Source organism: Aeromonas sp. sif2433 (assembly GCF_019218705.1).
Taxonomy (GTDB): Bacteria; Pseudomonadota; Gammaproteobacteria; order Enterobacterales; family Aeromonadaceae; genus Aeromonas; species Aeromonas encheleia.
In genome coordinates this window covers 24,372-48,354 of the sequence record NZ_JAHUXD010000013.1, presented here as the reverse complement: position 1 = coordinate 48,354, position 23,983 = coordinate 24,372, and the positions used below count along the sequence as shown (strand labels likewise).

General features: G+C 62.0%; 16 protein-coding genes and 4 tRNA genes. 5 read left to right on the top strand and 15 right to left on the bottom strand.

What is annotated here, in order from left to right; translation table 11 throughout:
* Positions 1–80: 80 nt before the first annotated feature.
* The 9 genes from KW825_RS17745 to KW825_RS17705 all read right to left on the bottom strand — a co-directional run bounded on the left by KW825_RS17745 (position 81) and on the right by KW825_RS17705 (position 15,952).
* Complete coding sequence (locus tag KW825_RS17745) at positions 81–2,669, bottom strand: sensor histidine kinase KdpD (protein WP_218329941.1); 2,589 nt, start codon at positions 2,667–2,669, stop codon at positions 81–83.
* Complete coding sequence (locus KW825_RS17740; protein ID WP_218329940.1) at positions 2,662–3,189, bottom strand: potassium-transporting ATPase subunit C; 528 nt, start codon at positions 3,187–3,189, stop codon at positions 2,662–2,664. The genes KW825_RS17745 and KW825_RS17740 overlap by 8 nt, the downstream gene beginning before the upstream one ends.
* A gap of 174 nt (positions 3,190–3,363) precedes the next feature.
* Positions 3,364–5,421, bottom strand: a complete 2,058-nt coding sequence (gene kdpB, locus KW825_RS17735; protein WP_218329939.1) for a potassium-transporting ATPase subunit KdpB — start codon at positions 5,419–5,421, stop codon at positions 3,364–3,366.
* On the bottom strand, positions 5,421–7,103 hold the full coding sequence (gene kdpA, locus KW825_RS17730) for a potassium-transporting ATPase subunit KdpA (RefSeq protein WP_218329938.1): 1,683 nt from the start codon (positions 7,101–7,103) through the stop codon (positions 5,421–5,423). The genes kdpB and kdpA overlap by 1 nt, the downstream gene beginning before the upstream one ends.
* 500 nt (positions 7,104–7,603) lie before the next feature.
* On the bottom strand, positions 7,604–8,953 hold the full coding sequence (gorA, locus tag KW825_RS17725; protein WP_218329937.1) for a glutathione-disulfide reductase: 1,350 nt from the start codon (positions 8,951–8,953) through the stop codon (positions 7,604–7,606).
* A gap of 129 nt (positions 8,954–9,082) precedes the next feature.
* Positions 9,083–11,041 (bottom strand): ATP-binding protein, encoded by a 1,959-nt coding sequence (locus tag KW825_RS17720; protein ID WP_218329936.1) that lies wholly within the window; start codon positions 11,039–11,041, stop codon positions 9,083–9,085.
* A 121-nt stretch (positions 11,042–11,162) separates the two neighbouring features.
* Entirely contained in the window at positions 11,163–14,243 is a 3,081-nt protein-coding gene (locus KW825_RS17715; protein WP_218329935.1) for a multidrug efflux RND transporter permease subunit, read from the bottom strand.
* 15 nt (positions 14,244–14,258) lie between these two features.
* On the bottom strand, positions 14,259–15,365 hold the full coding sequence (locus KW825_RS17710) for an efflux RND transporter periplasmic adaptor subunit (protein ID WP_218292574.1): 1,107 nt from the start codon (positions 15,363–15,365) through the stop codon (positions 14,259–14,261).
* A complete protein-coding gene (locus KW825_RS17705; RefSeq protein WP_042651548.1) occupies positions 15,362–15,952 on the bottom strand; it encodes a TetR/AcrR family transcriptional regulator in 591 nt (196 codons plus the stop codon). The genes KW825_RS17710 and KW825_RS17705 overlap by 4 nt, the downstream gene beginning before the upstream one ends.
* A gap of 257 nt (positions 15,953–16,209) precedes the next feature.
* Here KW825_RS17705 and KW825_RS17700 point away from each other — a divergent pair.
* The 5 genes from KW825_RS17700 (at position 16,210) to KW825_RS17680 (ending at position 17,348) form a co-directional block, all read left to right on the top strand.
* Positions 16,210–16,286: transfer RNA gene (locus KW825_RS17700), tRNA-Arg, on the top strand.
* 51 nt (positions 16,287–16,337) lie between these two features.
* A tRNA-His gene (locus KW825_RS17695) sits at positions 16,338–16,413 on the top strand.
* A gap of 20 nt (positions 16,414–16,433) precedes the next feature.
* Positions 16,434–16,519, top strand: a tRNA-Leu gene (locus KW825_RS17690).
* 60 nt (positions 16,520–16,579) lie between these two features.
* Positions 16,580–16,656, top strand: a tRNA-Pro gene (locus tag KW825_RS17685).
* A gap of 170 nt (positions 16,657–16,826) precedes the next feature.
* Complete coding sequence (locus KW825_RS17680; RefSeq protein ID WP_218329934.1) at positions 16,827–17,348, top strand: RICIN domain-containing protein; 522 nt, start codon at positions 16,827–16,829, stop codon at positions 17,346–17,348.
* 266 nt (positions 17,349–17,614) lie between these two features.
* Here the strand turns inward: KW825_RS17680 and KW825_RS17675 are convergent, their stop codons facing one another.
* The 6 genes from KW825_RS17675 to gmk form a co-directional block, all read right to left on the bottom strand.
* Positions 17,615–18,427, bottom strand: coding sequence for a Cof-type HAD-IIB family hydrolase (locus tag KW825_RS17675; RefSeq protein ID WP_218292576.1), 813 nt, complete (start codon positions 18,425–18,427; stop codon positions 17,615–17,617).
* Between the two features lie 357 nt (positions 18,428–18,784).
* Positions 18,785–19,825 (bottom strand): alpha/beta fold hydrolase, encoded by a 1,041-nt coding sequence (locus tag KW825_RS17670; RefSeq protein ID WP_042651546.1) that lies wholly within the window; start codon positions 19,823–19,825, stop codon positions 18,785–18,787.
* On the bottom strand, positions 19,815–20,561 hold the full coding sequence (trmH, locus tag KW825_RS17665; protein WP_218292578.1) for a tRNA (guanosine(18)-2'-O)-methyltransferase TrmH: 747 nt from the start codon (positions 20,559–20,561) through the stop codon (positions 19,815–19,817). Before trmH ends, KW825_RS17670 begins: the two co-directional genes overlap by 11 nt.
* 44 nt (positions 20,562–20,605) lie before the next feature.
* Positions 20,606–22,723, bottom strand: a complete 2,118-nt coding sequence (gene spoT / locus KW825_RS17660; RefSeq protein ID WP_042651544.1) for a bifunctional GTP diphosphokinase/guanosine-3',5'-bis pyrophosphate 3'-pyrophosphohydrolase — start codon at positions 22,721–22,723, stop codon at positions 20,606–20,608.
* A gap of 128 nt (positions 22,724–22,851) precedes the next feature.
* Positions 22,852–23,127: a DNA-directed RNA polymerase subunit omega gene (gene rpoZ, locus KW825_RS17655; RefSeq protein ID WP_005307060.1), complete on the bottom strand. Its 276-nt coding sequence runs from the start codon at positions 23,125–23,127 to the stop codon at positions 22,852–22,854.
* 79 nt (positions 23,128–23,206) lie between these two features.
* The gene (gene gmk / locus KW825_RS17650) at positions 23,207–23,833 is read right to left on the bottom strand and encodes a guanylate kinase (protein WP_218329933.1); all 627 of its coding nucleotides are present in this window, start codon (positions 23,831–23,833) and stop codon (positions 23,207–23,209) included.
* Between the last annotated feature and the right edge of the window lie 150 nt (positions 23,834–23,983).

Below are 23,983 nucleotides of genomic sequence, written 5' to 3'. Positions count from 1 at the left end.
CCTCCGGGCGAACAGGGGGGGATGGCACTGGCAAGGGAAGAGGACCGCCTCCATGGCGCCAGTACAACGAATGCAATCCATCACACCTCCGGTGAGTTGAGAGCGAGCGGCAGGGAGAGGCGCATGCAGGTGCCGTTGCCGTTGGGGCCGGAAAATGCCCAGATACGGCCGCCATGAGCCTCTATCATAGCGCGGGAAATGGCGAGGCCAAGCCCGGTGCCACGGCTGCCGCAATCGCCGACCGGCTGGGTGTAGAACAGATTGAAGATCTTGTCCCGATCCGACTCGGCGATGCCGACCCCGATGTCGATGATGTCGATGATGAGATCCGGCGTGGCCAGCATCACCTTGAACTCGATGGGGGTGCCGGCCGGTGAGTAGCGGGAGGCGTTGTCTAGGATGTTGACCAGCACCTGCTCGATCAGGGCACCGTGCACATAGAGCTGGGGGATCTGCTGATCGAAGTGGATCAGCAGCTTGTGCTGGCGCCAGGAGGATTCGAGCCGCTTGCGGGCACTCTCCACCAGATCGGCCAGATCGACCCAGTCCCGCTTCAGCTGGAAGTCCGGCGAGCCGATGCGGGTCATGTCCAGCAGGTTCTGCACATAGCCGTGCAGGCGACGGGCCTCGTCCTGCACCGAATGCAGCAGTTCGCTGCGATCCTCCGGGCTTATCCGGTCACCATATTCCAGCAGTGTGCTGCCGGCCCCCATGATGGTCGCGAGCGGCGTCTTCAGATCGTGGGAGACGGAGGAGAGCAGGGCGGCACGCATCCTGTCGGTCTCCGCCTGCAGCTGGCTGTCGGCCAGCCGTTCGTTCAGGTCGATCCGGGCCAGGGCGGCGCGGATATCGGTGAGCAGCGCCTGCAGCTGGTGCTCGGCCGAGGAGGCGAGGGGGTTGCTCAGCCGGATGCCCAGCACCAGCTCGTCGGTGAGGTGGTGATACTGGGCCTCGGCCGCGTTGAGGGTCGCGGTGTGGGCCCCGGCGCTCAGCTTCTGGGCCAGACACCAGTCGATGGCCGCCTTGTCGGTCTGGCCCGGCGGCTTCTGCTCGTCTCCCGCCCGGTACTGGTAATCCTCATCGAGGGCGAAGACGGGCTGGCCCAGGGCCCGCGAGATGGCCTGGGCGCCTTGCCGCAGCACCTCTTCCGGGCTGCTGGCGGTGGCCAGCCCCTGGCTGAGGGAGAGCAGGGCGTTGCCGAGCTGCTGGGTCTCGCGCAGGCCCACCAGCTGCTGGCGCTGGCGGGAGGCGAGCCGCCCGGCCGCCATGCCGACGATGAGCAGCACGAACAGGTTGAGCAGATCGCTGTGACTGGCCACGCTCAGGGAGAAGTGGGGGGCGGTGAACAACAGGTTGTGGGCGACGAAGCCCAGCACCGCCGCCAGGATAGCCGGCACCAGGCTGGTGGAGAGCGCCGTGGCCAGCACCCCCAGCACGAACAGCAGTGGCAGGGAGGCGGGCGGCAGCCAGTGGGAGAGACCCCAGGCGGTGGCCGAGGTGATGCCCATGATCAGCAGGGCCAGCAGGCTCTGGCGAATATCCTTGGGATCCGAGGGATGCAGTCCCAGGCTCGGTTTGCGTTTCTCGGTGTCGACCAGGGTGATCTCGAGTCCCCGCGCCTGTTTCAGCAGATGCTGCACCAGGGAGCGGCGCCAGGGCGCCTTGTGGGGTTTGCCGAGCAGCAGTTGCGACACCTGCTGCTGTTCGGCTGTCTCCAGCAGGGTATCGGCGACCGCTGGGCTGGAGAGGGTCAACACCTTGGCCCCCAGCTGGGAGGCCAGTGCCAGCGCCTGCTCCAGCTCGGCCGTGCGGCGTCCCTTGCTGTCCACGTGGACCACCAGCCAGGGCAGCTGACGGCGCTGGGCGAAGCGGTGACCGTAGCGCACCAGGGATGAGCCGTGCTGATCGCCTAGGCAGACCATCAGCTTGCCCCGCAGCGGCTGGGTGGTCTTGCCTGCCGCCTGCCACTGCAGTTGCAGATCCCCCTCCACGTGGCTGGCGGCCGTCTGCATCGCCAGCTCGCGCAGGGCGGTCAGGTTGTTGAGGGAGAAGAAGGATTGCAGGGCGGCCTTGGCCTGATGGGGCACATAGACCTTGCCCTCCTTGAGCCGGCCGAGCAGCTCCTTGGGGGGCAGGTCTATCAGTATGATGCTGTCCGCTTCCAGCAGCACCTGATCCGGCAGTGTCTCCTTGACCCTGACCCCGGTCAGTTGCCACACCAGATCGTTGAGGCTCTCCAGGTGCTGCACGTTGAGGGTGGAGTAGACGTCGATGCCGGCACCGAGCAGTTCCTCCACATCCTGCCAGCGCTTCTCGTGACGGCTGCCCGGGGCGTTGCTGTGGGCCAGCTCATCCACCACTACTATGGCGGGTTTGCGTTCGAGCAGTGCATCCAGATCCATCTCCTCCAGCCGTTGCTGGCGGTGGAGATGGATCTTGCGCGGCTGGATGGCGAGCTTGTCGAGCAGGGCCAGGGTCTCCTGGCGGCCGTGGGTTTCCACCACCCCGATCAGGATATCGACCCCTTCCCTTGCCTGTTCCCGCACCGCCTGCAGCATGGCGTAGGTCTTGCCGACGCCGGGCGCGGCGCCGAGAAAGACCTTCAGCTTGCCCTTGTGTTCCTGCTCCAGGCTCGCCAGCAAGGCGTCGGCCCGTACCTCATCACGCATCATTGTCCTTATCTAGCCAGAGATTCAGCTGGAGAATGTTGACCACCCGGGGGCCAAGGATACCAGCTTGCGCCCCGGACTGAACCCGCTCCGTCAAGGCGGCGGGATCCAGCCCACGCCGTTTGGCGATGCGCTCCACCTGGGCCTGTACGGCATCCAGCGGCAGATGAGGATCCAGGCCGGAGGCGGAGCGGGTCAGCAGGGTTGGCGAGGGGTCACCGCCCTGCACTTTGGCTTCTGCCTTGGCGAACTCGGCCCGCAGCGGTGAGCTCATGCCCAGATTGGATGCGCCACCGCCTAGGGTGGCGAAGTCGCTGGCGGAGGGGCGGGAGTGGAAGTACTCGGCTCGCTCGAATTTTTGCGCCAGCAGGGCACTGCCGATCAGCTGTTGTTTGCCGTTGGTCAGCTGGCTGCCGTTGGCCTGCCAGGGGAACATCAGCTGGGCCAGCCCGGTCACCGCCAGCGGGTAGCCGACGCCCAGCAGCAGGGTCAGGGTCAGCAGGGTTCTGATTGCTATCATGATTTTCTTGCTCCAAACAGATTGATGGGGTGCAGGCCAGGCTTGCACCCCGCTATGTCGTCGTTACACCAGCCCCAGGCCGATGATGATCAGGTCGATCAGCTTGATGCTGATTAATGGGGGGCACCAGCAGGCCATGGATGTCCTCGCTTCCACAACCTGCATCGCGTCCCCTTACACCAGACCCAGGCCCGTGATGACCAAGTCGATCAGCTTGATGCCGATGAAGGGGACCAGCAGACCACCGACGCCGTAGATCAGCAGGTTGCGGCGCAGCAGGCTGGCGGCGGATCCCTTCAGGCTGACCCCGCGCAGGGCCAGCGGCACCAGCGCCACTATGATCAGGGCGTTGAAGATGATGGCCGACAGAATGGCGCTCTGCGGGCTGCCCAGCTGCATCAGGTTCAGCGCACCCAGCTGCGGATAGGCGGCGATGAACAGGGCCGGCAGTATGGCAAAGTACTTGGCCACGTCGTTGGCGATGGAGAAGGTGGTCAACGCCCCGCGGGTCACCAGCAACTGCTTGCCCACCAGCACCACGTCCAGCAGCTTGGTGGGGTTGGAGTCCAGATCCACCAGGTTGCCCGCCTCCTTGGCGGCCTGGGTCCCTTCGTTCATGGCCAGACCCACGTCGGCCTGGGCCAGCGCCGGAGCGTCGTTGGCACCATCGCCGCACATGGCGACCAGGCGGCCATCGGCCTGCTCCTGGCGGATATAGGCCAGCTTCTTCTCGGGGGTGGCTTCGGCGATGAAGTCATCCACCCCGGCCTCGGCGGCGATGGCGGCGGCGGTCAGCGGGTTGTCTCCGGTGATCATCACTGTCCGTATCCCCATGTGGCGCAGGATCTGGAAGCGGGCCTTGATGCCGGGTTTGATGATGTCCTTGAGGAACACCACCCCCAACAACTGCTCCTGGGTGCAGACCAGCAGCGGGGTGCCGCCCTGGCGGGCGATGTGGTCGACCGCCTTCAGGACCGGCTCCGGCACCGATTTGCGCGCGAGGGAGAGGTAGTTGAGCACAGCATCCACAGCCCCCTTGCGATATTGATGACCGTTGCGATCCAGTCCGCTCAACCGGGTCTCGGCGCTGAACGGGATCAACTTGTCACTCTCCAGTTGGCTCGGCTTGGCCATGCTCTTGCCGGCCAGGGTCAGGATGGACTTGCCTTCCGGTGTATTGTCACCGAGGGAGGCCAGCATGGCCGCCTGGGCCAGCAGGGCGGGATCCACACCGGGGGCCGGGATCAGCTCGTCGGCCATGCGATTGCCGAAGGTGATGGTGCCGGTCTTGTCCAGCAGCAGGGTTCGCACGTCACCGGCGGCCTCCACTGCACGACCCGACTTGGCGATCACGTTCAGCTTCACCAGCCGGTCCATGCCGGCGATGCCGATGGCGGAGAGCAGGCCGCCTATGGTGGTCGGGATCAGGGTGATGAACAGGGCTATCAGGTAGAGCCTCGGCACCTGGGTACCGTTGTAGTCGAGGAACCAGGGCAGGGTGGCGACCACCAGCAGGAAGATCAGGGTCAGCCCCACCAGCAGGGCATCGAGTGCCATCTCGTTCGGGGTCTTCTGGCGCTTGGCCCCTTCGACCAGCGCAATCATCCGCTCCAGCGTGCTTTCCCCCGGATTGTTGCTGACCTTTACCCAGATCTCGTCGGAGACCACTGTGGTGTTGCCGGTCACGCCGCTGCGGTCGGTGCCGGACTCGCGGATGACGGGGGCGGATTCGCCGGTGATGGCGGCCTCGTTGACCGAGGCGATGCCGGCCACCACCTCACCGTCGGCCGGGATCATCTCGCCGCTGCGCACCAGCACCAGATCCCCCTTCAGCAGGCTGGTGGCCGGCACCCATTCCCCCTGTCCATCGCGAGGATCGCTGACCTTGCGGGCCCTGAGCTGGCTCATGCCCGCCTTCAGGCTGTCGGCGCGCGCCTTGCCACGGCCCTCGGCCAGGGTTTCGGCGAAGTTGGCAAACCAGAGGGTCAGCCAGAGCCAGGCGGTCAGCTGCCAGGCCAGGCTGGGGGCTACTCCCGACAGGGGTTGGCCCAGCAGGGATTCCACGGTCGCCATCACGGCGGCCAGCCAGAGGGTGAACAGTATTGGGCTGCCAAACAGTGCCTTTGGGTTGAAGCGATAGAGCGCCTCGACCATGGCTTGCACAATTTGTGAGCGCTGTTTCTTGGCCTTCACCTTGTTGGTGCGGGCTGTCATGGAGATGGACTTGCTCATTAGAAAGCTCCCTGTATCAGGCTCAGATGTTCGGCCACCGGTCCCAGTGCCAGCAGTGGCAGGAAGGAGAGGCCGCCAATCAGCAGTACTGTGATGATCAGCAAGGTAATAAACAGTGGCCCCCGGATCGGGAAGTCACCTTCACCCGTCTCCTGGCGCGGGGCGCGGGCGAGCTGGCCGGCGATGGCCAGCACAGGGATGATGTAACCGAAGCGGCCGAGCAGCATGGCCAGGCCGATGGCGATGCACTGCCAGCTATCGGCGGCGGCAAAGCCGGCGAAGGCGGAGCCGTTGTTGCCGGCAGCCGAGGCGTAGGCATAGATCAGCCGTGACAGGCCGTGGGGGCCGTCGTGACCGATGACGGTGGCGGCATCCGGCATCAGCAGGGTCACGCCACCGATCACCAATACCCCGACCGGCATCACCAGCATGCTGGCGACCACCCACTTCATCTCGGTGATGCCGAGGCGCTTGCCCAGATAGGTCGGGGTGCGACCCACCATGAGGCCACACAGGAACACGGTCAGCAGCACGAACAGCATCATGCCGTAGATACCGGCACCTACGCCGCCAAACACCACTTCACCCAGCAGCATGTTGATCATGCCGACCATGCCGCCGAGCGGGGCAAAGCTGTCGTGCATGGCGTTGACCGAGCCGTTGGAGGCGGCCGTGGTCGCCACTTCCCAGATGCTGGAGAGCACTGGGCCGAAGCGGCTCTCCTTGCCTTCCCAGTTGCCCATCTGAGTGGTGAGGTGAGCGAGGGCGGGATCCGGCTTTATCTCCTGGGAGAGGGAGAGGCAGAGCCCCAGCACCAGCATGATGGTCATGGCGATGAGGATGGCGCGACTGTGGGCCAGGTCCTTCACGTAGCGGCCCAGGGTGCAGACCATGGCGGCGGCTATGGTGAGCAGGGCGACCATCTCCAGCCAGTTGGTCAGGGCGGTCGGGTTCTCGAACGGGTGGGCCGAGTTGATGCCGAAGAAGCCGCCGCCGTTGGAGCCGAGCTGCTTGATGGCGATCTGGGACGCGGCAGGGCCGAGCGGCAGCAGCTGTTCCTGACCTTCCAGGCTGTGGAACGGCAGATAGGCCGACAGCGTCTGGGGCACGCCCTGCCACACCAGCAGCAGCGCCATGATCAGCGCCATCGGCAGCAGCACATAGAGGCAGAAGCGCACCAGATCCTGCCAGAAGTTGCCAAGGTGGGTGGTTTGCTGGCGGGCTATGCCGCGGAACAAGGCGATGGCGACGGCCGCGCCTGTCCCGGCGGAGACGAAGTTCTGGGTGGTGAGCCCCACCATCTGGCTGAAGTAGGAGAGGCTGGCCTCACCGGAATAGGCTTGCCAGTTGGTATTGGTCATGAAGCTGACCGCGGTGTTGAAGGCCATTTGCCAGCTCAGGCCGGGCAGTTGCTGCGGGTTGAGGGGCAGCAGGCCTTGCGCCATCAGGATCAGGAACAGCAGGCCGAAGCCGGCGCCGTTGAAGGCCAGCAGGCTGAGGGCGTAGGACTTCCAGTCCTGCTCCCGGCCATCGGTGCCGCAACAGGCCATAGTCGCTCGCTCGATGGGGGATAGCCAGCGACTCTGCCCCTCGAACACCTTGTACATGTAGTTGCCGAGCAGGGGTGCCGGCAGCAGCACCAGCAGCACGAAGGCCACCGGATAGATTATTTCTTGCCACATATTGGATCCCTCACTCGTGGTCACTGTGCATCAGTGCACGCATTGGATAGCCCGCGAGGCCCGGCTGCCCGCAGGCCACCGGATGGATAATTACTTGCCGCATCTTCAAGTCCCTCACTCGTGGCTGCGCGTTAACGCACGCAGCAGATAACCCAGCAGGGCGAGGACCAGCAGCAGATATAGCCAATTCATAACGACTCCGTTGAGATGATTAGCGCCGAAAACCGATGTAAAACCACATCGACCCCTTGGCTGTAATTGACGTCTCAAGGGTATGAAGAAGGGGCGTAAAGGCGCCATAAAGCGCCCGATGACGGGCGTAAAATCGGCGTAAAAAGCGGGGGTTACTGAGCGACAGGATAGAAAAAACCCGGCCTTGGCCGGGTTTTTGAGGGGCGGGATGCCGCTAGCGCATGGTCACGAACTCTTCCGCTGGTGGGATGAGAACGGCAACGCAGTGGTGGAGGCTGGCGACTGATGTGCAGCCAGCGTCCCCTTTCTTAGCGCATGGTGACAAATTCTTCCGCGCTGGTGGGATGAATGGCCACGCAGTTGTCGAAGTCCGCCTTGGTGGCACCCATCTTCATGGCCACGCCGAAGCCTTGCAGTATCTCGTCCATGGCGAAGCCGATGCCGTGCAGACCGACTACCTTCTCCTCCTGACCGACACAGACCAGCTTCATACGGGTGGGCTGGCGGTGCTGGGTCAGCGCCGAATACATGGCGGTGAACTGGCTGCGGTAGACCTTGACCTGGCCCTCGCCGTACTCGGCGATGGCCTCCGGCTCGGTCAGCCCTATGGTGCCTATGGGCGGGTGGCTGAACACCACGGTCGGCACCAGATCGTAGTTGAGGTGCTCGCTGGGCTTGTTGTTGAACAGCCGCTCCGACAGGCGACGGCCGGCGGCGACGGCGACCGGCGTGAGCTGGATGCGACCGGTGTTGTCACCCACCGCATAGAGATTGGCCACCGAGGTGTTCTGGAACTTGTCGGTCGGGATATAACCCTTGGCATCGAGCGCTATGCCGGTGGCCGCCAGGTTCAGCCTGTCGGTCGCCGGTGCCCGGCCAATGGCCCAGATCAGGCAGTCGACGGTGAGGTGGCGGCCATCTTCCAGCTGCAGGGTCAGGCTGTCATCGGCGTTCTTGATCACCGCCTTGGGGATGGCGTGGGTGTGCAGCTTGGGCCCTTCCTGCGCCATGATCTCCACCAGGGTCTCCTGGATCATGGGGTCGAAGTTGCGCAGCGGCGCCTGCTTGCGCACCACCAGGTGGGTTTCGCTGCCGAGCGCCTGCATCACGCCGGCGATCTCGACGGCGATGTAGCCGGCACCCACCACGGCCACCCGCTTGGGTTGTGCCTGCAAGGCGAAGAACCCATCGGAATCTATACCCAGTTCGGCACCGGGAATGGTGGGCACCTCGGGATGACCGCCGGTGGCGATCAGTATGTGGTCGGCGCTGTAGTGCTCGCCATCCACCTCGACCGTGTTGCTGTTGACGAAGCGCGCGAAGCCCTTGATGACGGTGATCTGGTTTTTGCCCAGCACATTCTCATAGGACTGGTGGATGCGGCTGATATAGGCCTGGCGGGATTCGACCAGCTTGGCCCAGCTGAAGTGGTTGAGGGTGGTGTCGAAGCCGTAGTCGGCGCCGTATCTCAGGGCATCGGCGATCTGGCCGGCATACCACATGGCCTTCTTGGGCACACAACCGACGTTGACGCAGGTACCCCCCAATGCCTTGGCTTCGATCAGGGCGACTCTCTTGCCATACATGGCTGCCCGGTTGGCCGAGGCGATGCCGCCGCTGCCGCCGCCGATGGCGATATAGTCAAAATGCTGTGCCATTGCGAGGTTCTCCGCTCGTTAAGAATGCAATCACAGCATGATGGGGATAAAGCGGCTGGCTCACAAGAGCCAGGTAGGGTCTATCGAGGTTTCAGCGGCGGACGCCTACACCTCGACAGCCCCTCGGCATCAGTGATGCTGGGTGGGCAGGCGGATATGGAAGTGGGCTCCCTGGCCCAGCTCGCTGGCACAGTGAATGCGACCGCGCAGCAGCTGCACCACCAGGTTGTAGATGATGTGGGTGCCGAGGCCGCTGCCCCCCTGACCCCGCTTGGAGGTGACGAAGGGATCGAAGATGCGCGGCAGTATCTCGGGCGGGATGCCGCGGCCATTGTCGCTGTAGTCTATGGTCAGCTCGTCTTCCCGCTGCTCCACCCTGATGGTGATCTTCTTCGGCCTGTCCCAGTCATCGAAACCGTGGTGGATGGAGTTGAGGATGAGATTGGAATAGATCTGGGTGAAGCTGCCGGGGAAGGAGTAGATGGTCAGCTTGGGATCGCACTGGATGTCGACCTCGCACTGGGCCTTCTTCAGCTTGTGGCCAAGGGAGACCACCACCTGATGCAGGTTGTCGGCCAGGCTGAAGTTGTAGCGCGCCTCGGACGACTGGTCGACCGCCACCTGCTTGAAGCTGGCGATGAGCTCGGAGGCGCGTCTCAGGTTGCCCTGCAGCAGCTGCATGGATTCATCCAGGTTGACCGTGAACTCGGTCAGGTAGGAGCGCGAGAGCTGCTTGGCCTCGATGTGCTGCTTGAAGTCGGCCACCCGCTCCTGTAGGTAGGAGGAGGCGGTGACGCTGATGCCGATGGGGGTGTTGATCTCGTGGGCGACCCCCGCGACCAGCGACCCCAGCGAGGCCATTTTCTCCGATTCCACCAGGGTCTGCTGGGCCCGCTTCAGTTCGTCGTAGGCCTTGCCCAGCTGATCGTTGGCATCGCTCAGGCTGCGGGTGCGCTCGACCACCTTGCCCTCCAGCTGTTCGTTGAGGGAGATGATCTCCCGCTCCACCTTCTTGAGGCGGGTGATGTCATAACCGAAGCCAATCAAATACTTGAGGTTCGGGCCTTCGTAGAAGGGGGCGAAGGTCCACTGCAGGACGAGTTCGTGGTCCTGCTGATCGTGCATGACGATCTCCCGGTCTTCGAGGGAGCCCTGGTTGGCCAGGATCTCTGCCAGTTCCGCCCGCTGCTCCTTGCTGACGAACAGATCCAGCCAGTTGTGCTGCAGTATCTCCTGATGGTGATAGCCGGTGAGCAGGATGGCCGCCGGATTGATGCTGGCGATGTTGAGATCCGGCTCCATGCAGCAGATGACCATGTTGGCCGAGTTGATCAGGGTGGCGGAGAAGTCCCGCTCCTGCTGCAGCTGCTCGACCGCCTGATGGCGGGCCGTGAACTCATCGTTCAGGCGGGTGCGCATCTGGTTGAGGGTGGCGGCGAGGGAGTCGAATTCGTCGGGGTTCTTGCGGGGCAGGCTGCGCCCTTCCAGGGTCAGCTCCACCGCCAGCCGATCCAGGCTCAGTTTCTGGGCGTAGCTGACGATGCGGTTGATATGACGGATCACCAGGTAGTAGATGATGATCAGGATGCAGAAAGAGACGACCAGGGTCTTGATGGTCTGGCTGACCATGATCAGCACGGATTTCTCGATCAGGCGCTGGTAGATCTGCTCCAGCGAGGCGGCGACGAACAGCTTGCCGACCACTTCCCCCTGATAGGTGAGGCTGAACTCGCGGGAGATGTCGTATTGGTCCTTCTCCACCCCCTGGGTCAGCAGCGGCACCTCGGAGTTGCCCAGCATCTCCTTGACCATCACGAACTGCATGTTGGGCAGGTTCATGATGCCTTCGATCTGGACCTTGACCTGCTCCTCATCCAGGTTCCACAGGCTGGCGGAGATGGGTTGCAGGAAGGAGGCTTCGATCTGGTCGATGCTGTCCTCGATGACGGTCACATCCTTGTTGTAGTCCCAGGCGAGCTGCAACACCGTGATGATGAAGGCCAGCGCTGTGCTGCAGATCAGAATGTAGGAGAGCAGGCGGTAGGAGAGCCCGTTGCGGCCGACGGCCTTGGAGAAGATCCCTGACATGGCATCCTTGCGGTCCGGAGAAAGTGCCGTTTAGTTTAACTGCTTCATAGACTTATGTCGTGCGTCATCAAACGGATAAAAATAAGGCCCCTCGCGGGGCCTTATGCATGCTGGCTGAGCCTTAATGACTCCCTTTCGCCTTGGACGGAATGGATTCATCAAATTCCGGCAGCGGTTTGTGTTCGGAGGCCAGATAGGTGTAGATCACCGGCAGCACGAACAGGGTGAACAGGGTGCCGATGGCCAGACCGGCCACTATCACTATGCCGATGCTGAAGCGCTGGGCGGCGCCGGCGCCGGCGGCGTAGAGCAGCGGGATGAGGCCCGCAATCATGGCCGCGGTGGTCATCAGGATCGGGCGCAGTCGCACCTTGGCGGCCTGCATCACGGCCTGTGTCCGGTTCATGCCGTGCAGCAGCTGTTCTTCCTTCGCCACCTCACAGATCAGGATGCCGTGCTTGGTAATCAAGCCAACGAGCGTGATGAGACCGACCTGTGAGTAGATGTTCATGGTGGCCAGTCCCCAGGCCAGCGCGATCAGGGCGCCGCTGATGGCGAGCGGGACCGAGACCATGATCACCAGGGGGTCACGCACGGATTCGAACTGGATCGCCAGCACCAGGAAGATGATGGCAAGGGCCAGGGCGAAGGTGGCGTAGAGCGCGTTGCCTTCGGTCACGAACTGGCGAGCCTCCCCCATGAAGTCGTAGCGATAGCCTTGCGGCAGCTTCTCTTCGGCGGTGGTCTTGAACCAGTTGATCGCATCACCCATGGCCACACCCGGTGCCGGTACGGCGCCTATGGTGGCCGAGTTCAGCTGGTTGAAGTGGGGCAGGGCACGGGGCTCACCCACCACTTCGATGCTGATCAGGCTGCCGAGCGGGATCGACTTGCCATCGGCGGCACGCACGTAGTAACCCTTCATGGATTCAGGGTTCAGGCGGAACTTGCGCTCAACCTGCGGGATCACCTCGTAGGAGCGGCCATCCAGATCGATGCGGTTGACGTAGCCATCCGCCATCATGGTACCCATGGTGGTGCCTATGTCCTGCATGGTGATGCCGTAGGCACCGGCCTTGTCCTTGTCGATCTTGATCTTCATGGTGGCCGAGTCGTAGTTCAGATCGAGATCCGAATAGACGAACTGGCCGTTGGCGTGGGTAGCCGCCAGCATCTCACCCGCGATCAGGAACAGGCTCTCGAAGCTGTTCGGGGTGGTGATGACGAACTGGATGGGCAGACCGCTCGAGGCACCCGGCAGCTCGGGGAACTGGAAGGTGGTGATGGCCATCCCTGGGATGTCCTTCACCAGACCGGCGACCCTATCCAGCACCTCTTTCTGGCTTGCCTCACGCTGGCTCCAGGGCACCATGGAGGCGATGCCGAAGGCCTGGTTGGCGTTGAACACCCCGGAGAAGACCTGGGAGTAGGCAATTTCCGGCTGGTCATCCAGGATCTTGTTCACGTCCTGCATGGTGTTCTCGATGTAGTCCAGGTTGGCATTGGACGGCGCCGTCCCCAGCACGGCCATAACGCCCTTATCCTCGGACGGGGCCAGCTCGCTCGGGATGAACTTGAACAGCAGCGGCAGGCTGCCGAACACGATGACGGCGAACAGTATGACCACGATGCGGTGCTGCATGACCGCATGCAGCATGCGATCGTAGCGGTCCGTCATCCGATCCAGCAGGTGATGCACAGTGCTCTCGAACTTGTTCGGTGTCTCGTTGGCCTTGAGCATCTTGGAGCACATCATGGGCGACAGGGTCAGGGCTATGATGCCGGAGACGAACACCGCCCCCGCCAGGGTGAGCGCGAACTCCTTGAACAGGGAGCCGGTGATGCCCCCCATCAGGGCGATAGGCGCGTACACCGCGGCCAGGGTCACCGTCATGGCGATGACCGGCACGGCGATCTCCCGGGTACCGATGATGGCGGCCCTGAACGGTTCTTCCCCCTCCTTGATGTGGCGGTCGACGTTCTCCAGCACCACTATGGCGTCATCCACCACCAGACCGATCGCCAGCACCATGGCCAGCAAGGTCATCAGGTTTATCGAGAAGCCGAACAGATCCATCATCATCACCACGCCGATCAGGCTCAGCGGGATGGTGATGATGGGGATGATGACGGCCCGGAACGAGCCGAGGAACAGGGTGATCACCACCAGTACGATGGCGGCCGCCTCCAGTATGGTCTTGATTACCTCGTGGATGGACTCGTTGATGGCGATGGTGGAGTCATACAGGATGTTGACCTGCATGGTGCTCGGCATGTTGCTCTTCAGGCTCGGCAGCATCTCCAGCACATCGTGGGCGATGTTGATGGGGTTGGCGGTCGGCGCTGCGTTGATGGCAAGTACCACGGCCTCGCGGCCGTTGGCGCTGGCGCGATAGATGTCGTGACTCTTCTCCAGCGACACCTTGGCGATGTCGGAGAGACGGATCACCTTGCTGTCGCGGGTCGCCACCACCAGACGCTTGAGCTCGTCGGTGCCGCTGACCTGGGTCTCGGCGTTGCCGTTGAACAGGGTGAAATAACCGGTCGCCTGACCGGTGGCCGACTGATAGTTGTTGCTGTTGAGCACCGTCATCACGTCGCTGGAGGTCAGGTCGAAGGCCGCCATCTTGGCCGGATCCAGCCATACCCGCAGGGCAAACTCGACCCCGCCATAGAGATCGATCTTGGAGACACCGCCGACGGTGAACAGCTGGGGCTTGATGACCCGTTCCAGGTAGTCGGTGATCTGGCTGGAGTTCAGCTCAGGGCTGGTGAAGCCCATGTAGAGCACCGCCGTGGTGGAGCCGGTGGAGGAGGTGACCGAGGGGTCTTCCGCCTCTTTCGGCAGCTGGGAACGTACCGAGTTGACCTTGGCCAGGATGTCGGACAAGGCGGCGTTGGGGTCGGTGTTCAGCTTCATGTAAGCCGTCACGGTGGAGCTGCCCAGCTGGCTGGAGGAGGTCATGAAGTCGATGTTGTCGGCTTGCGCGACCGCCTGCTCCAGCGGCTGGGTGATGAAGCCCTGGATCAGATCGGCACTGGCACCGTAGTAGCTGGTGCTGACCGTGATCACGGTGTTGATCACCTCAGGATATTCCCGCACCTGCATCTTGAAGATGGCCTGGAAGCCCAGCAGGGCTATCAGGAAGCTGAGCGAGATCGCCAGCACGGGCCTTTTTATAAATGTGTCAGTAAATCGCATCGCAGATCTCCGCGCTTACAGCATCGGGGTTTGTGCCGGAACGGCAAGGGCATCGTTGTCGACCACGCGCACCTTGGTATCGTTGCTCAGGCGAACCTGACCCGACAGCACGATTTCGTCGCCAGCCTTGATGCCTGACAACACATGGACGTCATTGCCGCGACGCTCACCCGCCTTGATCACCACCTGCTTGGCGCGTTTCGCACCGTCTGCTGCGTGAATGACATAGACGTTCTCGCCATACAGGGTGAAGGAGATGGCGGATTGCGGGATCACTATCTGATCTTTCACCGTGGGCAGGATGATGCTGGCACGGGCGAACATGCCGGAGCGAAGCTGACCCTCGTTGTTCGGGATGTCTGCCTGCACCTGGATCAGGCCGCTCTGGTAGTTGACCGCCGGCTCGATGGCGGTGATCTGACCGTCAAACTGGGCCTGGGGATAGGCATCCACGTTGATCTTGATGACCTGGCCAAGGGAAATCTTGGAGATGTCGGTCTGGGGCACGGTGAAGCGCAGACGCATCACGCTGGTGTCTTCCAGTCGCACTATCTCGGAACCTGGCTCCAGATACTGACCGAGGAAGACGTTGCGCAGACCCACGACACCACCGAAGGGGGCTCGGAGCTCACGACGGGTGATGGTGGCCTTCAGGCTCTCGATGTCGGCTTCCAGCGAGCGGTAGCTGGCCTCGGCATCGTCCAGTTGATCCCGGGAGATGGAGTTCTTCTGGTACAGGTTCTGGTAGCGCTCGAACTTGGCCCGGGCCGCCGGCAGCTTGGCTTGTGAAGATTGCAGATTGGCTTTCTCCACGCCGGAGTCCAGGCTCAGCAGCAGCTGATCCGCCTTGACCTGGGCGCCGGATTCGAAGCTGATCTTGTCGATGGTGCCCGCCAGCTCGCTGGAGAGGGTGACCCCCTGATAAGGCTCGATGAAACCGATCGCTTCTATGGTGGGTATCCAATCCTGCGCCTTGGTCACCGTGGCGGTCACCGGGAATTCTGGCTCGGGTCGGTTGGCCATGAACTCGGCAATCTTCTTCTGTTTGAACATATTGAAACCGATGACACTGCCAAACAGGGCGAGTGCTATCAGCAACATGATGGCCATCCACTTTTTCATGAACAGGCTCCTGTGATGGAAAAATTAGGGTTTAAAATGGCATTCCAGCTGGCCTTGACCACTGTCTCCAGCTGTTCCTGCGTCAATACAAAGGGATGGAACTGGCGTTGTAGAGCCATGTTTGCCACACAGTCCAGGCTCAGCACCTGCAGCGCCCGGACGGGTAAATCGATAAACAATCCTTGTTGGCGTCCCTGTTCGAAGAAGCGCTCAAGTGGCGCCCACGTCGCCATTATGACCGGATTCCGTTCCAGTTCAGCCCCCAATGGAGAACTTTCGTACTGTAATTTGCATTTGAGTGCATTGGGTTCATTGGCAAAAATGGCATTGATGTTGAGCCACAGGCGCCGATACTGCCGATATGACACCTCCTCAATCTGCACCCCCTCCATGATCCGGGGATGACACTTGAGGATGGTGTGCTGATATAGCTGGCGGATCAGGTCATCCTTGTCACTGAAGTAACGGTAGATAGTGCCTGCTGCCACCCTGGCTTTCTTGGCGACCACGGCGATGGACAGGCCATAGAAGCCCTGCTCGCCGAGCACCTCGTAGGCCGCATCGAAGATGCGCTCTTTCTTATTCATGACCCTGTGACTATATCGGCTGAATGAACGTTCATTCATTCTAGGTAGGGAAGAAGCCAAGTCAAGTGACTGAACCCGTTTCCCCCCCACAAAGGGTACAGAACCGTAACAGAGGGATGTCATTTCGGTCCCAGACGGCGAGAAGTGGCATAAAACTGTACGAAGTGATTGAAAAACAAGCGCTTGATTCATCGCAATAAAAAAAGAGTAGACAAGGTGGGCGCCATCATTAATAATCCGCCCCGTTCGACAGCGTAGCGCCCGTAGCTCAGCTGGATAGAGCGCTGCCCTCCGGAGGCAGAGGTCACAGGTTCGAATCCTGTCGGGCGCACCATCATAAGTGTGCCGGTTAAACGGGCGTTGTTGTGGAACGAAAACAGCTGTGGTGGCTGTAGCTCAGTTGGTAGAGTCCCGGATTGTGATTCCGGTTGTCGTGGGTTCGAGCCCCATCAGCCACCCCATTTTACAGCTTGTCAGGTATGCGAAGGTGGCGGAATTGGTAGACGCGCTAGCTTCAGGTGTTAGTGCCCCCCGGGTGTGAGGGTTCGAGTCCCTCTCTTCGCACCATACTTGCTGTATGACGAGGATGACCGTCTGGTCGTCTTTGTGTTTTAAGAAGTACCCCATCGGTGATTAGCGCAGCCCGGTAGCGCATCTGGTTTGGGACCAGAGGGTCAAAGGTTCGAATCCTTTATCACCGACCACATTATGAAAACCCCGCTTCGGCGGGGTTTTTGCTTTTCAGCCTTGCCTGCCAGCGTCCTGTCACGTCTTATTACACTTCTGTTGGCGTCTGCTCGTCTCGAGTCCGTTATGCTGGGCGCCAGAGCCACGAGACAGTGGACATCCTCGAACACATCCAGGCACAGGCGATATGCACCACCATACCTTTACCCTTCACTCCTGCGTGCTCGCCCTGGCGGCTCTGCTGCTCGGCGGTTGTGCGTTGCAACCCAAGCCGAAGGATCTCCTGATGGCTGCCGCGCCCAAGTCGTCCATGGCGGCAGCGCCGGCCACGATCGTGACCAGCGGCGGATTCTGCGTGACCCTGAGCGAGCAGGGGACGCTGCTGACCCAGCCCTGTGATCAGAGCCCAAGCCAGCAGTTCAGCTGGGATGTGGGGGCCCTGCAGCTGGCCCAGCGTTGTCTGGTTGCCAACGGCGCTGATGAGCTCGCCATGGCGGACTGCCAGGATGGCAGCCGTCAATGGCAGTGGCAGGACGATCGGCTGTTCAATCGGCAGGCCTCCCTGTGTCTGGATGTGGCCGGCAGCCGCCACAAGCCCGCGGTGCCGCTGCGGCTGGCCGAGTGTTTTGGTGGTGCCAATCAGAGCTTCGAATGGAAGCGAGCCGGCAGCATGCTGGATCTCCTGAGCCTGGAAAATCTCGCCTGGTAAGATCGGTCACCGGTTTGTGAAGGCGCCGCTCAGTATGACGGCGACGGCTTGGGGCTGACTCTGGATGTCGTGCAGAGGCACCAGACGGCAGATATCCTCATGACCCACCCTCCAGCTCGTCCAGCCGGCTTATCAGCAGGGCCTGGATGCCTTGGCGCAGTGTTTAGATCAAAGGAGTGCGACCACCGTTTCAGGCGATGAGTGCCTGCCGTTGAAACGATGGCCTTATGGTCATGGCGACCTGAGGGATCGCCAGGAGAGGGCTATCAGGCGGTGCCGACGGTACTGAGGGCGAACAGCTGCTCCAGGTAGACGGCAACGCCATCTTCATCGGCAGTCAGGGTCTGCTCGTGGTCCGGCAGGGCCAGCTTGAGGCGATCGTGGGCGTTGCCCATCACCACACCGCGCCCCACCATGCTCAGCATCTCGAAGTCATTCATGCCATCCCCGAAGGCGATCGCCTGGGACATCTCCAGCCCGTTCTGCTCCAGCACGGCGCGCACGGCGTTACCCTTGTGCACCCCGGCGTGCATCACTTCCAGGCAATCCGGCAGGGAGAAGGTGACGTTGAGTCGATCACCATAATGCTGGTTGAGCTTGGCCTCGATCTGCAGCAGCTGCTCGTGCTCGCCGATGTAGAACACCTTGTTGATCTTGTCCGTCGGGTGAGTGCTGAAGTCGACCAGGCGGTAGGCGAAGCCGGACTCTTCATGGAACTGCAGCATCTTGGGCATCTCTTCTTCCACCAGCCACTCGTCGCCGTAGTAGACGTTGAGGTGGATGTCAGGGTCCCGCTCCAGCGCGATCAACTCGGCCGCGACTGTGCTCGGCAGCGTCTGGTTGAAGATGAGTCGATCCTGCTTGTCATGGACCACGGCGCCGTTGGAGGTGATGAGGTAGATGTCCAGCCCCAGCGCGTCGCGGATGCTGCGCACATCCACATGGTGACGGCCGGTGGCCACCACGAACTTGATCCCCTGATCGACCAGACGGTGCAGGGTGTCACGGGTGCGGGGGGAGATCTGGTGCTGCTTGTTGAGCAGGGTGCCATCGAGATCGGATACAACTACCTTGAACATCATTACCTCGGCATCAATTGAACGCCGGGGCAGTGTACCCCAGCGTTTTGCGTCGCCCCATTTATTTAGGGATCCAAAAAATAACCAGACTTAGGGTCTGTTGGCGTTTCGGCGCAAACCGCGTTGCTGTGACAAATGACACCAGGCTAGGCGCGGGACGCTGGCAATGGCCATTCCCTTGGCAAGTCCTGCAACAACGCATGGCGTCATTTGCCGTGCAACCCGCAGGAACGGGTCAATTTTTTGCGCGTAACGTCGTTACTCGACGACTCATTTGGGCGACCAAACTTCGCATCTCACGCCTAGCTACGCGCAAAAACTGACGCCGTCGCGGTCGTGACGAAATGTCAACAGACCCTAGAAGCGGGCGAAGAAGTCCAGGGTCGCGGTCAGTGCGGGCAGGCGCTGGGCGTCGGCCTCGATAAACAGCTCGTGCCAGCCCCCTTCGATGCGCAGCGGCTTGCCCCCTTCACACTGGAGTCGGGCACAGAAACTGTCCTGGGCCAGGTTGTCGACTATGCCGTCTTCCCCCGCCTGGATCAGCAGCAGCGGCGTCTTGATCCTGTCTGCCTCCGCGATGGCGGCATCCCCGGCCTTGATGCCCTCGCGGATCCAGTGCGCCGTCACCCCGCCCAGCTTGATCTGCGGACGCTGCTCATAGAGCTGGCGGAACGCCTGGTAGCGGGGCTCGCTGTGGCTCAGGCCGTTGTCGGTAAATTCATGAGAGACATAGCCGGCCTGGCCCGGGCCATAGGGGGGCTCGCCCCACCAGCTGCCGACGGTATCCATGGTGGCCGCCAGCCCCTGGGCCAGCCACTTGGGCAGGCCGCCGAGGTTGATGCCCAGCATGGGGGAGGAGAGCACGGCCGCCTTGATGTCATCCGGCCAGCGTTCCAGATAGCGCGCCGAGATGGCGCCCCCCATGGAGTGGGCCAGCAGGAACAGCTTGGCGGGCTGGTCCGCGACTATGACCTCGTCGTGGAACTGCTTCAGATCCAGCACATAGTCGTCGAAGTCGGCGACATAGCCCTTCTCCGGATCGGCCAGCATGCGGCCGGACAGCCCCTGGCCGCGGTGATCGATGAGGTAGAGGCTGTAGCCCTGACGCCACAGATCCCAGGCCAGCTCCTGATACTTGAGGTAGCTCTCGACCCGGCCGTTGACGATGAGGATGGCTCTGTCCACCTTGGCCTGGCGCAGGGCGGCGTAGCGGATGGGGATCCCGTCCTTGCCCTTGAACTCCCCTTCGACCGCATGGTCGCGCCAGAAGTCGGGCAGGGTCTGCTGATACAGGGCCGGGACCTCGGCTTCCGTGGTGAGGTGATAGGGGTTGTTCACGGCGAGGGCTCCGGCAGAAAACAGGGTCAGGGCCAGCAGCGGCAGGCAGTTAACTTTCATCGGATGGATACTCCATGTCCATAGGGTCTTCCTGTTGTGCGGCCCAGCCCTTGCGGGTCAGCTGCATCCGTTGCCACCAGGCCTCGTCCGCCAGGATCTCGCCCGCCGGGCCGAGCTGGGGGTAGGGCATCTCTTTTTCTTTGCAGAGCTGGGCATAGATGGGATAGCCCCCCTCGAACAAGATGCTGTTCTGCTCCTCCAGGCTGAGCGGGCAACCGCGCTGGTAGCAGCCGGCCAGCTCGCGCTGGCGCTGGGCCTCGTACAGGATGGCGGCGGCGGCCACCGAGACGTTGAGGGACTGCACCATGCCCACCATGGGGATGACGATATGGTGATCGGCCAGCGCCAGCGCCTCCTCCCCTATGCCGTGCTTCTCCTGGCCGACCAGGATAGCGGTGGGTCTGGTGTAGTCGATGGCACGAAAGTCCACCGAGCTGTCCGAGAGGTGGGTCGCCAGGATCTGCATGCCGGCGGCCTTCAGCTCGCCGACGGCGGTGCCTATGTCCGGGTGCAACTGCACATCCACCCAGTTTTGGCTGCCACGGGCGGTGCCCTTGCGGGGATGAATGGAGGTCTTGGGCCAGACCGCATGTACCCTGTGGATGCCGATGGCATCGGCGGTGCGCACTATGGCGGCCAGGTTGTGAGGCTTGTGGACCTCTTCCATGCAGACGGTCAGATCGAGCTGGCGCATGGCCAACATGTCGGAGATCCGTTTAAAGCGTTCGGGAGTCATGGGTTGTCTCTATAAAAGCAGCAGGCGGCTTGCGCCGCCTGTGTTCAGTTCTTCTGTCGGCTCACCCTGAGCACGTTGGGCATCACGCGGATCTTGCGCATGATGTTGGCCAGATGAATGCGGCTCTTGGTGGTGATGAGCAGGGTGACCAGATAGACCCGGCCATCCTTCTCTTCGGTGCTGATGGCGTGGATGTTGGCACCGGTGGCGGCAATCACGTTGGCCAGCTCCGCCAGCGCACCCTGATGGTTGATGATCTCGATGCTGATACCGGTGCGGAATTCCTGCTCCTGCTCCTGGTCCACTTCCCACTGTACCGGCAGGTACTTGTCCGGTTCGCGGCTGTAGCCCTTGATGTTGCGGCAGGACTCCTGGTGGATCACCAGCCCCTTGCCCGGACTGAGGTGAGCGATGATGGCATCCCCCGGGATCGGGCGGCAGCAGTTGGCGAAGGTGACCAGCATGCCGTCGGCCCCCTTGATCGGCATCTTCTTGCTGCTGGACTTCGGCTGTTCTTCCGGCGGCAGCTCATCCCCCAGCATGCGGCGCGCCACCATGACGCTCATGGCGTTGCCGAGACCGACGTCGGCCAGCAGGCCCTGCAGGTTCTCGTGCTTGGTGTCGGCCAGCACCTGCTTGATGCGCGGCTCCGGGATGTCTTCGATGTTCTTGACGCCGAGCGCATGGTTGAGCAGGCGGCGACCCAGCACCACCGACTCTTCGGTGCGCAGGTTCTTGAGGAACTGGCGGATCTTGGAGCGCGCCTTGGTGGTCACCACGAAGTTGAGCCAGGCCGCATTGGGACGAGCGCCCGGCGCCGTGATGATCTCCACCGTCTGACCCGAGTGCAGCGGGCTGCTCAGCGGATAGGGGTGTCTGTCGACCCGGGCGCCGACGCAGGCATGGCCGATGTCGGTGTGCACCGTGTAGGCGAAGTCCACCGGGGTGGCGCCGGCGGGCAGCTCCATGATGCGGCCCTCCGGGGTGAAGACATAGATCTCGTCCGGGAACAGGTCGGTCTTGACCCCTTCGATGAACTCGAACGAGCTGCCGGCGCTCTGCTGCAACTCCAGCAGGCTCTGCATCCAGCGCTGGGCGCGGATCTGGGCCGTGGTGCCCGAGCTGTCGCCATCCTGCTTGTAGGCCCAGTGGGCGGCGACGCCCTTATCGGCCATCTGATCCATGAACTCGGTGCGGATCTGCACCTCGACCGGCACCCCGTGCGGCCCCACCAGGGAGGTGTGCAGCGACTGGTAGCCGTTGGTCTTGGGGATGGAGATGTAATCCTTGAAGCGGCCGGGGCGCGGCTTGTAGAGGCTGTGCATCTGCCCCAGCACCCGGTAACAGGTATCTATGTCCTTCACCCTGACGCGAAAGGCGTAGATATCCATTACCTCATGAAATTGCAGCTCTTTTTTCTCCATCTTGTTGTAGATGGAGAACAGATTCTTCTCGCGGCCGCTGACCTGGGCGTCGATGCCGGCCTCGCGCAGGCGACCCTCAATCTCGCTCTGGATGGAGTCGATGATCTCGCGGCGATTGCCACGGGCGCGGCGCACCGATTCCCGCAGCACCCGGGAGCGCATGGGGTAGAGCGCCTCGAAGCCGAGCTCTTCCAGCTCGTTCTTCATGGTGTGGATGCCGAGCCGGTTGGCGATGGGGGCGAAGATCTCCAGCGTCTCGCGGGCGATGCGGCGGCGCTTGTCCGGGCGCAGTGAGCCCAGCGTGCGCATGTTGTGGGTGCGGTCGGCCAGTTTGATCAGGATGACCCGGATATCCTGGGTCATGGCCATCATCATCTTGCGGAAGTTCTCGGCCTGGGCTTCCTTGCGATCGCGGAACTTCAGCTTGTCGAGCTTGGAGACGCCCGAGACCAGCTCGGCGACGGCCTTGCCGAACAGCTCGGCCAGGTCGTCCTTGGTGACAGGGGTATCTTCGATGACGTCGTGCAGCACGGCCGCCATCAGGGTTTCATGATCGAGACGCATGTCGCCCAGGATACGGGCCACGGCAACCGGGTGGGTGATGTAGGGCTCGCCGCTGGAACGCATCTGTCCCTGGTGGGCATCACGGGCCACCACATAGGCTTGCCTGAGCTTCTCAACCTGCTCGGATGGCAGGTAGGAACTGGCTATTTCTTTAAGGTTTTCAAATAAATACAAGACAGTCCCCGCAGCGGTGAAACGGCAATCCGTGGAATTGAGGGTATGCCTCTGAGTTTGCGAGGTTTTCGAGCGGTTGTAAATGGGAAGAAGTCGGCACCCGGGCGGGTGCCAACCGGAAGAATTACTTAACCGCGGCCTTCGGCGATGGCAGCAACGGCAGCCAGCTCGGCGGCTTCCTGCTCTTGCTGCTCGTAGCGGTCCTGGGTGTCCATCACTTGATTGTTCACCAGACCCAGCTCGATCTCGCGCAGGGCGATCACGGTCGGCTTGTCGTTCTCTTCGTCGACCAGGGGATCTTTACCTTGTACCGCGATTTGACGGGCGCGGCGCGCGGCGACCAGCACCAGGTCAAAACGGTTACCTACCTGTTTTACAGCATCTTCTACAGTAACGCGTGCCATGCAGGACTCCAGTGTTTAGGCTTTCTATGGTTAGAAAAGCGGTGTTTAAAAATGACGCAAAAGTTTACTTGTTTTCGGCCTATTCTGCCAGTAACTGTTGCAGCAAGTTTTGTTGGGCCCGCTGTTGCTGGTGCATTTCCAGCCGCTGGCACTCGATGATGGCCCTGAGCTGGAACAGTGCCTGCTCAAAGTCGTCGTTGATAATGACATAGTCATATTCGTCATAGTGCACCATTTCGGCAATGGCTTTCGCCATCCGGCCGGCAATCACCTCGGCGCTGTCCTGGCCGCGCCCGATCAGACGCTGCTCCAGCTCCTGGCGGCTGGGGGGCAGGATGAAGATGGATTTGGTCGGCATCAGCTCGCGGATCTGGCGGGCACCCTGCCAGTCGATGTCGAGGAAGACGTCTATGCCCCGGGCCAGACAGGCTTCGATGGCGGCGCGGGAGGTGCCGTAGTAGTTGCCGAACACCTCGGCCCACTCCAGGAAGTCGCCGCGGGCGATCAGCTCCTTGAAGGTTTCCACCTGCACGAAGTGGTAGTGCACCCCGTTCTCTTCGCCGGGACGCATGGCGCGGGTGGTGTGGGAGACCGACAGCTGCATCTTGCCAGCATCGTTATGTTTGGTCAGCAAGGCATTGATCAGGCTGGATTTACCGGCCCCGCTCGGGGAAGAGATGATGTAGAGAGTGCCTTGTTGCGCCATGTCTGTACCTTTAAGCGATGACAGTGTTTTGGTTGTAGCAGAGACCGCCGTCTTGTGCCCAGAAGGGAGACAGTCGCTCGCAAAACACGGAAAAATCAGAATCAGGGGGATGTAAAGGCGGCAAATGTTAGCAGATGGCGGCGGATAAAA